Source organism: Mycoplasmopsis agassizii (assembly GCF_002276225.1).
In the GTDB taxonomy this organism is placed as follows: Bacteria; Bacillota_I; Bacilli_A; order Mycoplasmatales; family Metamycoplasmataceae; genus Mycoplasmopsis_B; species Mycoplasmopsis_B agassizii_A.
The window spans coordinates 1-16,939 of the sequence record NZ_NQNY01000009.1 but is presented as its reverse complement, the minus strand read 5'-3'; the positions used below and the strand labels follow the sequence as shown (position 1 = coordinate 16,939).

At 30.7% G+C, this 16,939-nt stretch carries 5 protein-coding genes; 2 read left to right on the top strand and 3 right to left on the bottom strand.

The genetic code is table 4. The features are described from left to right. Positions 1–11: 11 nt before the first annotated feature. Positions 12–13,760, top strand: coding sequence for a gliding machinery surface structure protein Gli521 (gli521, locus tag CJJ23_RS03005; RefSeq protein ID WP_095334887.1), 13,749 nt, complete (start codon positions 12–14; stop codon positions 13,758–13,760). Between the two features lie 77 nt (positions 13,761–13,837). Here gli521 and CJJ23_RS03000 read toward each other — a convergent pair whose 3' ends face one another. The 3 genes from CJJ23_RS03000 to CJJ23_RS02990 form a co-directional block, all read right to left on the bottom strand. After that, on the bottom strand, positions 13,838–14,380 hold the full coding sequence (locus tag CJJ23_RS03000) for a hypothetical protein (RefSeq protein WP_180738017.1): 543 nt from the start codon (positions 14,378–14,380) through the stop codon (positions 13,838–13,840). A gap of 344 nt (positions 14,381–14,724) precedes the next feature. Next, complete coding sequence (locus CJJ23_RS02995; protein ID WP_180738016.1) at positions 14,725–15,174, bottom strand: hypothetical protein; 450 nt, start codon at positions 15,172–15,174, stop codon at positions 14,725–14,727. 348 nt (positions 15,175–15,522) lie between these two features. Continuing rightward, positions 15,523–16,200, bottom strand: coding sequence for a hypothetical protein (locus CJJ23_RS02990; RefSeq protein WP_095334884.1), 678 nt, complete (start codon positions 16,198–16,200; stop codon positions 15,523–15,525). A 130-nt stretch (positions 16,201–16,330) separates the two neighbouring features. Here CJJ23_RS02990 and CJJ23_RS02985 point away from each other — a divergent pair. Then, the coding region (locus CJJ23_RS02985; protein WP_143823625.1) for a lipoprotein 17-related variable surface protein at positions 16,331–16,939 on the top strand (609 nt) is incomplete at its 3' end.

The following is a 16,939-nucleotide window of genomic DNA, read 5'->3' as shown; positions in this document are numbered from 1 at the left end:
CGAGGTATCTTATGAATAATAAAAAAACAAATAAAAAAAGCGTTCTAATTGGCTTAGGAATTACAGCAGCCACAATTGTGGCTAGTGCTGTAATTGTAGGAGCGACCTTAAATAAAACTAATAGCAATAATAGTATTAATGCTATTAGTACTAATAATGCTTTACAAAGTTCAAGTTATAGTAGTTCATCAAACAATGTAACCTTAGCTAAAGTCAGTGCTGATCCTTCTCTTTTAGCAAAAGATGCTAACCTTGTAGATGTTGCCTCATTTCGCCAAAATGGTTCATATGCTAAATTAAACCAAGTCATTCAAGCAACCTTAGAGTTTCGTGAAACTCTAATCGATATTTATGCTTTTGAACAATCAGGTAAAACTAAATTTGCAGTTTTATCAGCTTTTGCTCAAGGTAGTGGTTCAAGTATTGAAGCATATAGTCAGGCTAAGTTTCAGGATCCTTATGAAAATAACTCTAGTGATACTTATACATATGCTAATCCTTTAAAAAACCAAAAACTAAGAGTTTTTACTTATGAAGATAATGATGGTTTTTGAAAGTTAGAAAAAGATTATGAACTACTTAATTCAGTAGTTAATCAACCTAATAAATGAGAAACTAGTATACCTAAAGACTTAATTACTCAAACAAGAGTAGAGCGTTATTTTGTAAATGTTTTCTCAAAAGTTGTAGTTGATAACAATAACATTATTCTTTATGGTGATGCAGGTGGAACTGCAATTTTCGATAATCCAGGTTCTAATGTTAACAAATTAGACTGATTAGGAACAACTGCTTCAGGGGTAAGTCTAGCTGTTGGTAAATCAAATACCATTAGTATGTTTTTACATAAAACTGATAATAATACAAGCAGATCACAATTAGTAACCAGCAAAATAAGTTCAACTGATCTAAGTAATGAAAATGAAACTGCCTTAAAAGCAGGTAACTATACTATCAATACAAGTGATAATGGTTGAACTGATACATCAATCAAAACTTCATTAACAAGTAATTACAAAAATTATTTAGATAATCAATGAAATACAAATGCTTTTATTAAACTAGATAATGGCAACTACTTATTCGGTGGTTCAGGTGAATATTTAGCGGTTGTTAGTTCATCAGGTTCTATAACTTCAAGAAGTTATGGAACATTCCAAACTAAGGAGAAGTTTGATCAATCATTCAAAAATCCTACTCAAACTACTTATGACTCAACTAATTGACATGAAAAATATACAAAAGATTATGCTAATTTATGATCTTCATCAATTAATAAATTCATTAAGTCAAACGGAAAAATTTATGCAATTGGTGGGCTAAATGAAACAGGTTACATTAGAGAAATTTCTTCAACTGGTCAAGCAACTAGTACAACTAAAACTTATACATCTTCAGGTGCTTTAATTGATATCGTTGAAGATGGTAATAACGGCTTTATTGCAATTAGTAATAAAAATGTTTTATTCTTAAATAGTAGTTTAAGTGTTACAAAAACAATTAGTGCACAGCAATATCTATCTGCTTCTTCAGGTCGAGATAATGTGCAGTTCTTTACTAAAATCTTACCATCAGGTGATGGTAACTTTACCTTATTATCTCGTGAAGGTGATCTAAGACCTTCTGATCTAGCTAATAGTTATTTAACTACTACAGGTGAAACATCATTATTTAATAATGGTAAATTGCTAGGTGTTAGATGATTCTACGATAACATGTATACTCGTTGAATCTTTAGTAACTATTTTGGTGCTGGTAGTTTTAAAGATAAACCTGCCTTTTTATATGTGCAAGAGCCATTTTTAAGCGCTTTTAACGCTAAACAGTTTATCCCTAGTTTTGGAGGTAATCCTGTAGTTTCTTCTTCATCAGCTTTAACTTTTATTGATAAGTCAGGTAATTTAAAATCACAAAATACTAATTGAGGTGCTCCATCTTTTCAAGATGGGTTACTAAGATTAAGTGATTTAACTTCAATTACTAATTTAATCAATACAGCAGATGGAGGATATATATCATTACATCTAGATGGATCTATTAGATTCTTAAATGAACAAGGTTATCAAGGTGCTTGAAAATCAACTAATAAAGCTAAAGATCAAAGTGATCTAACTACTATTACTACAATTAATTTTGATGGTTTAAAAACTACTTATAAAGCATCAGTTAAAACCTTATTTGCTAATACTAAAGATGGAAGTATAACCATTCCTGTGAATGGTTCTACTGTTTCAGTTTCATCAATATTTAATAGTGGTGCAAATGGTTCACTAAGTTCATTAAATCTAACTCAAGAAGAAATTGCTCAAGCAACAATTGAGCCGATTACTGATCAAAAATACTTAATGTATACTAAGAAAAAAGTAATAGTGCTTCATGTTGCAAAAAGCAATATTACAGTTCAAGATGTATCATCAGGTTTATTATCAGGAAATAAAGAAATTAAAAAGGTGGTTGCTTTACCAACCATTTTAACTTCTACTTCACAAGCAAATGAAAAAAATAAACTATTTTTAGCAGTTGCAATAGGTGCTTCAAATGCAACAATGAAAGATGTAGAAGTTGGTTTAATAGCAACAGATTTTTATGAATCAACAAATAATCCAAATCATTCTGTTCTAGTTACACCTAACAAGATTACTAAATTAGGTTCAATGTCAGGTGATTTTCTAGATATGTTCTTAGATCCTGTTAACGGGAATCTAACTTTTGCTTACGCAACAGCAACAACTACAACTAATCCTACTATTAACTTCTTCTCAAGTCCAGTTGCTAATTTAGATAAATTTGATTATCATAGTACAGTAAATTATTCACATGCAGATAATGATGATGTAAGTCAGTGAAAATCGAAAGCAAGTACCAATATTGCTGCTTATAAAGCAGCAAAAGGCAATACTTTAAAAATGTCAGAACATTTTGGTAGATTAAATGAACTAGGTGACATTATTACTCAAACTGTTACAGTTAATTCAATTTCTGATAATGCAGTTACAAGTAGTAATTCTAGCTTCACTGCAGGTCAATTACTAAAAGACTATAATAAAGATAGTTTTAAAACACTTATTTATAATTCAAGTTTTACAGGTGGAACCTATACATCAAAAAATGAAACAAATGCAATGGCATTTGCTTCAGGTAAGTCTATTGGCTCAGTTACCTTTGCTAGAGCCTTATTAGATAATACTCGTGTAATTGACAAAGGATTAATCAGAGCACAAGCCACAGGTGGTGCTTCAGGAACTAATAATCCTAAATATGATAGTGTTAAAGATAAAATCCAATTTTCAGCACAAAATAAAACAGCAGTTGATAAGGTAGAACATAAACTAAACCTAGGTGATAGTCAATATAATCATTTCATTAAGAGTGATTTTAAAATCACTCACTTTATAGGTGATGGTTATGGCGGTTTTTATGTTGCAGGACAAAAAACCTTAATCAGATTAGATAGTCAATTTAAAGTAATTAATTATACCTATCTAGGTGAATTTAATGGTACAAAAGATAATAAACCTGAAGAAATTTCAAGTCTTAGTTTAGATAAACTAGGTAACGTAGTTATTAATAGTAATTTAGCTAAAACAGTTGTTTTAAACCCATTATTAAAAACAGGCTTTATTCAATTTGCTACAGGTAAAAGTTTATATGCAGAGTTTCTAGATAAACAAACTAAAGCAAATTGAACAGCTCAGCAAACATCATGATTTAGTACAACACTGACAACTTATGATACAGATAATACTAAAGCAACTGCATCTAGTTTAGCTAAATTAGATAAAGAATTAATCAGGGTTCCTGATAAAGAACAAGCAGCCTTAGCTAAAATTAAATTCTCAGGTGAAACTGATAATTTAACTATTGATGAATCAGAAGTATGAAAATCAGGGTTAGAAGGCTTTTCAGCAACTGAAGTTACTGCAAGTACTACAGATGAGCAAAATCCATACAAGAAATTCTATAAAGATGCACAACTAGAGTATTCTCTAGAAGGATGAGTAAATGGATCTAAGCAACAAGTATGAGTTACATCTAATTCAACAACTAGTGCTAAAGAAATCTTTAAAAAGTTATTAAAACCAGGAGTTTTATCAGAAGGTTCATATGTTCTAACCCCAGAATTAAAAAACAACTTTACTTTTGACAAAGTAATGGTGCGTTTTAATAAAGCAGTTGGCGTAACAACAACTACTAATAAGATTTTCCCAGAGAAATTACAAGCACCTTATAAATTAAAAAATGAAAACTTTAAAGATGCAGTTATTATTGTTTCTTTAATTAACCCTACAACTACATCAGCAAATCAAAGTAATAACACCCAATGGGGTGCTGATGCAGCCTTTTGAAACACATTATCATCAACACCTGATGCTAATGCTTTTACAATTGCTAAAAAAGATGATAAGCAAGAACTAAGTAACTCTAACTTTAAATTAGAGTTACCTAGTTCATTAGCAGATCTAACAGTTATTAAAGAGAAAAAAATTATTGTTAAGTATTCAAAAACAGATTCTAGCACTGACACTGATTGAAAAGAAGATCCAAGTACTGTAGGTGCAGGAAATCAAGGTCCACTTTATGTAGCATTATTTATTGCAGATGCTAACCAGGTTAAAACAGGTACAACTACAGCAGATAACAATGCTAAGTATAAGTTTAAAGATTATACTTTCAGTGGCACAAGTGTTACTGCAGTTAAAGGAAGTAATTCAAACCGTTCAGAATCAAGACAAATTCAGTCATTTGGAATTCCTGAATATATTGGTGCTTCAGAAAGTAGCCATATAAAAACATCATCATTTTCAGGTAATACTGATAGTTTAACTTTTAATGAAAATCTAGATGGTGATTTAAAAACTAAAGTTGAAGCAGGAGTTGTAGAAATTGTTTATGCTTTTGTACCTTCAAATTTTAGTACAGAGACAACTAAAACTTATACAGTTGCAACAGTTGATAGCCAAGCTGTTACTAACTTATCATCAATTTCTTGATTTGATAAAGATGCTTTAATCAAGGCAGTTAAAGAACAATCATTTGCTTCAAAACTTACACCACAGCATAAAATTATTGCTCGTGTTCGCTTGAAACAAGGAACAGGTAATGATAATAAATACATTGTCTCTAATCAACTTAAAACAGTTTATAGTGGTTACAATGATAAAAAAACTACAACACCTAGTGAAGGTAATTTTTCAATCGTTGCTAATGAATCAACTGCTTTTGCAGCATTATTAAATGCAGATACAACAGGTATTAGATTATCAGGAACAACTTCTGAAGATCTATTTGTAGTTTCAGGAGCAACTGCTTTTGATTTCACAAACTTTGCAATTAAGTTTAATTTAGAAGTAGGACCAACTAATACTTATGAAGAAAGTACTTGAAAAAAATTAGAAAACAATATTTCATCAACATCAATTAACTTAAAATCATCAAAAGATGCTTATGCTAGAATTCAAGCAAAACCAGGTTGAGCAGTTAAATCAGGTGCTGATACTATTAAGAAAATCGGTTTAAGAACTTTAACAGCAATTGGTGATGTACAACTAAGTAATTTAAGTGATGCTACTAAATTAAAAATCAGTGGTAACCTATTCCATTTAACTATTGAAGAAAATGATGGATTATTTAGTTCAGCAACTGATGGTTTAAACAGTGTAAGTGCATTCAAAAGTAACATTGAAGTTGCTTATAAATTCGATAAAATCGATGGTAGCGATGCTGATGAAGTTTATCGTAATAAAACAGATTTTATTAAATATATTCAAGGATTACCAACTGATACATTAAATAAACTAACTAAAGATAATATTAAGGCAACTTATATTACAACTATTTTGGGTAGAGAAAAATTTGCTATTCCTAATTCAAAAGTAGAAGAATTTAATAAAGGGGTAAAACCATCTTTAACTAATGTTAAAGATTTCATTAAGATTGCTGACTGAGTAAATTCAGACTATATTAAGACTAATTTCTCATTACTAGGTGATATTGAACATCTAGAAATTAAACCAGTAGAAAATTCAGCTTTTGATACAACTACAGGTACAACTCTAGGTTATAAAGTACAATACGGTAGTTGAACCTTCGGCACAGATTCAACAGCAACTTATGCTTGAAGTGATGCGCCTCCTACTTCATTAGATTTAACTCCATTAAGTAATTATAGTAAGTGAACAGTTACAGAAGCCAATTCAACTACTACAAAAGAAATCACAAGTATTAATGATGCAAACAAATTCCACCGTTTAGGAATTCGTTTTGTTGCAGTTACCAAAACAGAAGTATCTAGTTCAGAAACTAAAGATATTGGTTTAGGAATTGCTAGTTCAACAGCAACTAATGATGTGCAAGATAATCATGGATACCAAATTGATCACACTAGAATTAAACAAATTATTAAATTAAGTAATGATTACTTAAAAAATCATTTGAAATTCAAAGGTGATATTTCTAAACTAAATGAAGGTCAAACACAAACAGAATTTGAAAAAAATGCTTTCCCTGAATCTATTACTAGTGAACAACGTTCACAAGTAGAGATTTTATATTCATTTGATGATGGTACAACTTGATATACTTATGAGAATTTCCTAACTCAAATTAAGGCATATCAAAGTTCAAATAGTGGACCTTTAACCTTTTCTAATTTAAGCCCTGCAGTTGCTAATTTAACAACTGATGTTGCTAAATTAAGTAAACTAGTAACTAAATACTCATTAAAATCAAATGTCGATTCAACTTTATTTGAATTAAGTACAGGTGAAACAGAACGTGCTAATGCAGATCTTGATATTAGTGAAGTAAAATCGGATATTAACTTTACAAACTTATTTGCAGCCTTTCTAGCAAATGAAATTACAGCTGGGCCTGATACTCAAAACCTAGAATATTTAAATATCCCTTTAACAGGACAATTATTAACTAGATATAAAACTTTTGAACTATTTGCTCAAGAGATGAAATCAAGAATGGGAATCAAATTTGAATTCCAAACTCCTGGAACCACTGATAGTAGTGCTTGAAAAGAATATAAAGATGTTAAATCTTTAGGTAATCAGTCAAAAATTAAAATTAAAGTTTCTTTTGAAACAAATGCAGATAAAAACTTCACTATTAAAAACGATACTGCAGCAGTTACCCAAACTTATAAGAAATTTACAATTGATAGTAATAAGACATTCACCTTTGAATTACCAGTTCAAGTACCTACAAAAATTGATGTAGATACTTCTAAACTAGATAATATTACTCTAGGAGGAAATACTAAAGATATTACTATTGATCAAGCTAAAGAGCAAGAAATTTTAAAAGCTCTAGGTGCTAATAGTGATAAGGTAGCAATTCAATATGCTATTGGTTCTTCAAGCACAACTCTAGCAGACTTAACAGGTGCTAGTCAGTTTTGATTTACTCGTGAAAACTTTATTAATAACCTAAGAACCTATAACCAACAATTTACTTTAGCAAACAAAAAAATCTTTGTGCGCTATCAAATTGCTTCAGGTGTTGATAGCTCTAAATTTGCAGTTTCTTCAACTAATGCAGTTGAACATAAAAATTCAGATTCAGCAGTTGCTCTATATGTTAATATTGATGATTTTGCAAAACAAGCAGCAGATAATGCTCCTAGTTTTGGTGCAGATGATTCTACAAGTAATTTAACTAAGATTACTTTAGGAATTTCAACAGCAACAGGGGTTGATGCACTTGAACTACTTGCTCAGGCTAACGTTGAAGTTAAATATTCAACTTCAAAAGGAGGAACATATTCAACCACCTTACCTAAAGAATTAGGTACAGGTGGAACTACACCTGAACTATGAATGAAATTCACAGTTAAAGATACTTCTAAAAAAACTGAACTATCTACTCCAGCAAAAGCAACTGAATCAGAACCTATTAAGTTAAAACTAACTAATTTATCAATCATTTTGACAGTTACAACTCAAGATATTGTTGATCTAGTTAAACTATCAGGTAATACTAAAAATATTACTATTAATACAGATGACCTTAAAGGTAAGAATGCATTTGCATTTGCAAATGCAACTCCTATGTTTGGAATCCAATTATTAACTAATAATAGTGATAGTAATTCAATTGATAACGATTTACAATCAATTGCAGGACAAAGTAAGTGAATGAATGCTAGTCAATTAACTACTGCCTTAACAAATATAGATTTTGACATCTTCCTTGATAGAAATAATGCTACTTCTAATGATGATACAACAGCACAAAAATTCCGTATTGCAGTTAAATGAGAAATCAATGAATCAGCAGATAATCTCTATAAAATTCAAGAAAACACCATTAGAACCTTCCAAACTGATAAGTTAACTAACTTAAAATCATTTGTTAGAACTGCTAATTATGTGGCTTTATTAAAACAAAATGTTAAAGGTAAAAGAATTAGTTTTGGTGGATCAGAAAGAGCAGAAAACATCATCGCTATTGATTTTTCTCAATTACCAATTACACCTGCTAATATAGCTAACTTAAAAACAAAAGGTGTAACCCTTAACTTAGGTTTTGGTAATAATGCTCCTGATTCATCTACCAACTGAGAAAGTGATTTAACAGCAGGTAAGTCATTAATGACTACTTCAAATCAAAAACAACTTAAGTTACAATTTGCTTTAATTTCAAATGATTCAAATTCAACAGTTGATATTGAAAACACTGAAATTGTAACTAAATTAGGTAATGATCTAGTTATCCCTAGCGTTATTAAGACAAATAAGGAAGCTTTAAAGTCGGGAATTACTCTAGGTGGAAACACTAAAACTATTACAGTTGATGAAACTAAGGCAAAAGAAGGAATTACTGCTGATGCAGACAAAGTAATGGTTCAATATGCTATTGGTAAAGATGTTTTAAACTTATTACCAGTTGCTACAGGTGATGCTTCTGTATGATTCAATAAAGATACCTTTATTTCATCATTAAGTACTTATGGTAAAAACATTAAACGTGAAGATTTAAAAATCTGAGCAAGATACCAATTAGGTGCAACAGTTGATACAGATACTTATGTAGTATCTGATTCAACACCAGTTGAACTAACTAGTGATGCAGTTGCTCTTTATTTAGATCTTACTCTAGAATCATTCTTCAAGAGCTTGCAAAACGGATCACTAATTTATCCTAATGCTACAACTAACTTAGCACTAGGTACTGCAGTTAATCCTTTAACAGATGAACAAAAGAAACTTTTAGAAGATAACCATGTAAGCATTAAATGATCATTAACTAAAGATGGTCAATACGATAAAACTTTTGAAAGTCTACCTAGTTCAATCACTATTACTACTGAAGCACCACAACTTTGATATAAATTTGAAACTAGTGATGCTGCTAAAACAGTTCTAAGTGATGCATCAAAAGTTGAACAAATGACATCAATTGATGCAGAAAGAGTCTTTTCTCTAGATACAACTAATGTTTTAACAAACATTGAACTTAGTGGTAATACTAAAGATTTAGTAATTAATGAAGAAAAAATGAAAACAGCATTAAATTCTCAATTTATTGCTGCCAACTTCACAGTTGCTTATAACTTAGAAAATATTACAATTCCTAATGTCACACCTTTAACAACCCATCTAGGTCAAAATTACTATAGTGCTAGTGACTTAAAATCATATTTAAGTTCATTAACTATTAATATTTTACCTAGTCAAAAATTATTTAAAGCACGTTTTGTACCAGGTGCTAATGTTCAACTAGAAGGAACTAATAATCAGGATTTAGGTGGATCACTAAATTCAGATAATGTAAAATCATATTTACATCTTGATGATTTAGTAGATGAACTAAAAACCTTGAAAGCAGTTACAGGTGAAAACGATTCAAATGCAAGTATTTCAACCTTAACACCACCTTTTACAGATGAAAACTTCCCAATTTTTGAACAACTAGTAGGTCTAGGATTGCAGTTACAATTCACTAATGTTGAATTAAATGGTGCAGGTGACTTTACAAATGCATCAAATTACCCTTCAGCACCACGTACCACAGTAATGCAAGGTGCAAATGCTAGTGATTATCTATACGCTAGATTTAATGCAGCAAGTACTTCAAATCTATTTGTAGATTCAAAATTCGCTGCTTCTATCAAGATGTCTGTTAAATCACTAAAAGCAATTATTGTTGGTGCATCAACTTTATCAGGTATTCAAATTAGTGGAGACACTAAAAAAATTAATATAAATAATGTTCAAAGTGTCTTAAATAATAACATTACTGATTCAACAGAAAGAAATGCTGTCGAAGTACAATTTGCGATCGGTGATTTAACCAATCGACAACTAGTAAAACTAGATGGTACAAATACTTGATATAACCAAGCAGATTTTACTGCTCAGTTATTAAGTTATCCTCATACTATCTACAATAAACAAATTCAGGCACGTTACTTTATTAAAAAAGCAGCTGAATATAGTGATGTTTATAAAGTATCAACAACTCCTTACGTAATTGTTGATAAAAGTATTGGGGTGAACGAAACCTTAAAAGTTTACGTTCATAAAGCAGATCTAAACCTAACTAATTTATTAAAACTATCAAATATTTCTAGCGATGTACGTGTTTCAGGACAAAGTGATATTGACCTGCCTCAAGGACTTGTAATTCAATACAGTAATGATGGCACAATTTGAAGTACAACGCCACCTGCTACTTTAGGTACAAACAAAATGTACAAAGCAAGATTAGCAGCTCAAGATGGTTATGTTTATGAAGATACAACAACTACTTTCGATCTAGATACATCAAATGTTTTAGATTCAGTAGCAATGCAGAATCTTTTAAATCAAATTACCTTGACAGGTAATTTGAAAAACCTAACAATTGATGATTCTAAAGCACTTGAAGGAGTACAACAAGAATCAGCTTATAAAGGTGAAGTAGTGATTCGCTATTCTATCGATGGTAAAGAAATTAACGGTCAAACTTGATTTACTAAAGATGAATTCATCACTTTATTAAATAGCCTAAATGGTTATGCTAATGAAGTAGGATTAATTACCCGTGAATCAATTAAAGCACGTTATGACTATAGTTCAACTAGTGCCAAAAAGTTTGTTCTAAGTTTTGGAGCAGTTAATATTTCTGCAGAAAATATTAATGATAGTCAGTTCTCATCATTTACTGAACAATTAATAGTAGATGGTGGAATCAATGAATCAGTTAAAGGTTATGTCGATACTAAAGTACTAGATGGTTTAGGTCTAAAAGATTTAAAATTATCAGGAACTAATAATAGCCCGACATTAATCACAACTGAAAGTTTTAGAAACTTCTTATTAACTTACAATAAGTTAAACCCAATCACTATTAACTTTGATAATAATGACCAATTCAACGGATCATTTAAGTTATTTAATGCTACAGATATTGCAAACTATACAGAAACAATCAGTTTAAATACCTTATTAAGTAGTAGAAGTTTCAGTATCTCTTCAGATGCACAAAAATTTGGATTGCAGTTTAAAGGTAGTTCAAAATATGTAGTGGCTACTGAAGGTAAAGAAGTTGACGATTATAAATATATGTTCACTGATGAACAGATCAACATTCTAGTTGAAAGAAGCTTAACTCAAAATGTGGCTCCAACGATTACAATTGCAGCAACAAATGGCAACGCTAAACCTTACCAAGGTAAAACTACCGTTACAGTTAATAACAATAGTCAGACTTTTGATGAGAATCTATTCACCTACTGATACTTAGTGACAAACGTTGAATACCAAAGTCAACAACTGAAAAATTTAGCAGAACAAACTGCTTTATGAACACAAACTAAACCAGAAAACTTAAAAGTAGGAGATTTAGTTTATGTCAAAATCGATGTTAAAGACCCTACAAAAGATGTGCTAGTTAATCCAACTAATAACTATTCAACTAGTGCTCTAAAAGTAACAGGTCTATACATTGATAAAGATAAATTATCAGTTGATACAGCTAAGATTGTTTATGCAGGTAACTTCACAGAGACTTCTTCATCATTTGATGGATTAAGCCGTTTTGCTTCATTACCTCTTAGTCAGGATATAGATGGTAACTATCTAGGAGTTAGTGTCAAACTAACTACTAAGTTAAAATTCATTAAGTCTACAGATGGTAACATTCAATACGATAAATATGGTGTACCCTTAATAGAACGTGATGGTGTTGAAGATACAACTAAACCTATCATGTTAAATACAGGAATTGCCGCAACTAATGCAGAAGGTCAACCAGTTTACTACAAGTTCAACACTAATGCAGATGGAGTCAAAACTCCAGGTAAACCTGTAGTTTCTACAGAAGAAGGTGACACAGTCACCATGTCATTAACACAGGCTTCAAGTCTAGGATTCTTTGCTCAGGCAAATAATCAATCATCGCAAATTCTATTCCAAGATCAAAAAGTTGAATTTACTTATGCCCTAAAAGATGGTTATCAACTAGAAGATCCTTCTTGATTAACTACTCATAAACAAGAATTCACTATTGATAAGTTGAAATACCAAATCACTTCAGATCATGCTGTTACTTTAACTAGTTTCCTAGGTAGATTTGAAAGAGCATCAGATCGAACCACAGGAATCGCTGAAGGTACTTCAGGATTTGCTCAGCTTAAAGATATGGAAGCCTTGATTGCTTCTTCACTAACAACAGATAGCACTAACGGTGTTGAAACACTCAAAGGCTTTAAAGCAATTAACACTGCTTTAAAAGCAATTGATCCTAAATTAAGACTAAGTCTAAAATGAACACGCCGTTCAAATAATCAAGTTACTGTCTTTAACGATCTAGATAATCAAGTTCCTAATAGAATAGCTAATGGTGATCAGTTAATTATCAAAATTGATTCAAGCGATGAGCGCTTTGCTTATAATTCAAGAGAATTTTCTTTAATAGTTACTGATTTAAAAAACGAAGTAGATTTATCACTATTACAATTTGTCAGAATTCAAACAAGTGGGATTACTTCAGGTTCAGGTACTTTTGAAATCCTAACAACTAATCCTGAAACTTCAGAGCAAGTTTTACCTAATGATTATACTTATGAATATGCAGTTATCAAAGATGGTCAATACAACTCAAGCGATAGTCAACTAACATGAAGTACGCAATCACCAACTAACTTAAAAAATGGGGATCTAGTTAAATGAAGACTACGTTACATTGGGAGTGAAGGTCAAATCGGTGATAACTATGCCAATAGAATCGCTAGTGTACCTTGAAACCAAGCACTTGTACTTCAAGAAGCACAAGTGACAGTAGCAGATAAATCTGTTACAGTTAATGGTTACTTAGTTAAAAACTTAAAAACAAATATTGATATAGGTAACTTCAGTTCAAGAGATCTAGATAAAATAGTTGTTTCTTATGAAGGAGATAACACTAAAGGATCATTAAAATACGATCTAAATAACGTTACTTTACCAGCTGATACAGATATTCAATTCTATGTCAAACGAACAACTAATGGCGATTTTGAAAAAATTAGTGACTTAACTAATGCTAATTTAAAAAATGGCGACCAAATTCAAATCAGATTAATCGCTTCTGCAAAAGCTATTACAGAAAATAAAGTTCTAGATAAAAGTGTTGTTTCAAGTACTAAAATAGTAGTTGGACTAAAACAGTCAAACGAAATTTTAAACTCAGCAACAACAATTGCAATTGGTGTCGGAGTAGCCGCTGCCGCCGTTGCTTCAGCAGCAATTGCTTATGTTTTAATCAGAAGATTTAAACTTAAAAAGTAAAAACTTAAAGCAATAAAAAAATACCGTCATCTGTGTGGCGGTATTTTTAAATGCTTTTTACATAGTTATTTAGAAGGTTATTTTTTCTTGTTTGATTCTTCCATTAAAGCTAGAATTTTATCTAAGGTTTTTTTATTTTCCTTATTTTCTTTTCTAGTTTCAACTAACTCAGCAATAATTGGATCAGTTGCTTCTTTAACGGCTTTATCAACAATTTCTTTGACATAGATTTTAGTTCTTTCTTCAGATTGAGCGATAGCTTCGTTAACAGTTTGTTTAACAAATACTTTATTTCTTTCTTCAGATTGAGCAATAGCTTCGTTAACAGTTTGTTTAACAAATACTTTATTTCTTTCTTCAGATTGAGCAATAGCTTCGTTAACAGTTTCTTTAACAAAAACTTTCGTTCTTTCTTCAGAATCTAAAATAGCTTGTTTGACATAGCCAATTGTTGCGTATTCATTATCAGAACCACCACCTGGGCCTGGCGGCACAGGAGGTACTGGTGGAACAGGTGGTATAATAATTTCTTCCATGTCTTCACCTTCTATATGAAGTAAAAGTTTTTTCTTCAAGCCTTCTTTTTTATATATGTTTTCAACGAAATGGACTTTGTCCATTTTCTTGATTTCTCTAACATTGCTACAGATAGTATTTAAACTATTGATATCTTTTGGCAATAACGAATTCTCCTCAATAAAGTTTTTTTCATAATATATTTTGTGTAGATTGTTTTTAGTTGCATTAATTTATTGTGTGCTAATTCTAAGCTATTCTATTTTTTAATATTAGAAACAAGACAACTAAAAAATATTTTTTGGCATTTATATCTGCCATATTTAATTATATCTAAGTTAGTTTAGTTTTGCTAGAACTTGACTACATTTTGCTCTTTTATGAAAAACTTCTGCAAAAAAACACTATGAATTATTTCATAGTGTGTTTATTTGTTTGAAAAAGCAACCTATTTTTTCTTGTTTGATTCTTCCATTAAAGCTAGAATTTTATCTAAGGTTTTTTTATTTTCCTTATTTTCTTTTCTAGTTTCAACTAACTCAGCAATAATTGGATCAGTTGCTTCTTTAACGGCTTTATCAACAATTTCTTTGACATAGATTTTAGTTCTTTCTTCAGAATCAGCAATTTCTTGTTTAACAAATACTTTATTTCTTTCTTCAGAATCAGTGATCAAAATCACCATTTCTTCTTTTAAATCTGAAACAACTTGTTTGACATAGCCAACTGTTGCATATTCATTATCAGAACCACCACCTGGGCTTGGCGGCACAGGAGGTACTGGTGGAACAGGTGGTATAATAATTTCTTCCATGTCTTCACCTTCTATATGAAGTAAAAGTTTTTTCTTCAAGCCTTCTTTTTTATATATGTTTTCAACGAAATGGACTTTGTCCATTTTCTTGATTTCTCTAACATTGCTACAGATAGTATTTAAACTATTGATATCTTTTGGCAATAACGAATTCTCCTCAATAAAGTTTTTTCATAATATATTTTGTGTAGATTGTTTTTAGTTGCATTAATTTATTGTGTGCTAATTCTAAGCTATTCTATTTTTTAATATTAGAAACGAGCAACTAAAAAATATTTTTTGGCATTTATATCTGCCAGTTTTAATTATATCTAAGTTAGTTTAGTTTTGCTAGAACTTGACTACATTTTGAATTTTTATGAAAAAATTCTGCAAAAAAACACTATGAATTAATTTCATAGTGTGTTTATTTGTTTGAAAAACAAAGAAAACTTACTTTTTCTTATTCAGTTCTTCTATTAAACCTAGAATTTTATCTAAGGTTTTTTTATTTTCCTTATTTTCTTTTCTAGTTTCAGCTAGTTCAACTATTATTGGGGCAATTGTTTCTTTAACAAAAACCTTGTTTCTTGCTTCAGACTCTAAAAGAGCATTATCGACATATTCTTTAGTTGCGAACTTTGACATATTTTCCATCATTGTCGCATTTGATTCTTCAATTTTTTTGCTCATTCTTGCTTCTGAATCTTCTATTTTCTGACTCATTCTTGCTTCTGAATCTTCTATTTTCTGACTCATTCTTGCTTCTGAATCTTCTATTTTCTGACTCATTCTTACTTCCGAATCTTCTATTTTCTGACTCATTCTTGCTTCTGATTGAGCAATTTCATCTTTAACGATTACTTTAACTTCTTCCTTTAAACCTGAAACCGCCTTATCAACATAATCTGTGGTTGCATATTTGCTGTCCGAACTTCCACCTTTACCATCTCCACCAAGATCACTTATTTTTGGCTTTGGTTTACCTCTTAACTTTAGATCATATCCACTTTCATCTTCTTGCTCTTGTAAGTTTCTAACTGGGGTATGTAAACCATCGTTTTTCTTAGCAAATTCCTTGATGTCATCACAAAGTTCTTTTACAATATTCTGCTTTTTTTCTTTAGCCATAGTTTTACCTTTCAAAAATTGCTTATTTATGCTTATACTTAGATACTTAAAATTATAAACTGAATTAAGGATCTTTTTAGAAAAATGGTTAATTTAATTTGTTATTTCATCTCAAAATGAACTAACAAAGTTGTTAAAATTACTGCTTTTTTCTTCTACTGTCGAACTAGAACTAGTGACTTCATCTGCTTCAGATTCTGCTGGCACACTTAAAGTTAAAGTCTATCTAAAACAAGCTGATAAATACTATACAACTGAAGGTGAGTTAGTTGATTCTAAAGAATCAGCTGGTAAAGAAGTTACTTTAAGTGGCTTTAAAAATACATCAGCAGAGCAAGAAGCAAAGGCTAAAGAATGGTATGATGCGCTTCCTAGCACTTTTGCAGCAGACAGCGAAAGTGCGAAGAAGTTAGCGAGTGAATTTAAAACAGATACACAAATTCAAGCACTAATTACAGCAATGACTGATAGTACAGCAAAAGCAAAATTCACAGCACCAACTAGTCCTGAAGGATTTACTGTTAGCTATAGTTTTGTTTCGGTTGAAGAAGTTGCAGGGCAAGATAATGCTGTTGCAACCACAACCTTAAAATTCAAAGCCTTATTAAAAAATGGAGAAACAATCTTTAACTCTGCAGATGGTAAAATCACTACTGATTCTACCCTAGGTAAAGAAGTAACTGTTACAGGCTTTACTAGTGAAAATGCTTATGCTTTAAAAATCTATAAAGAACTAACT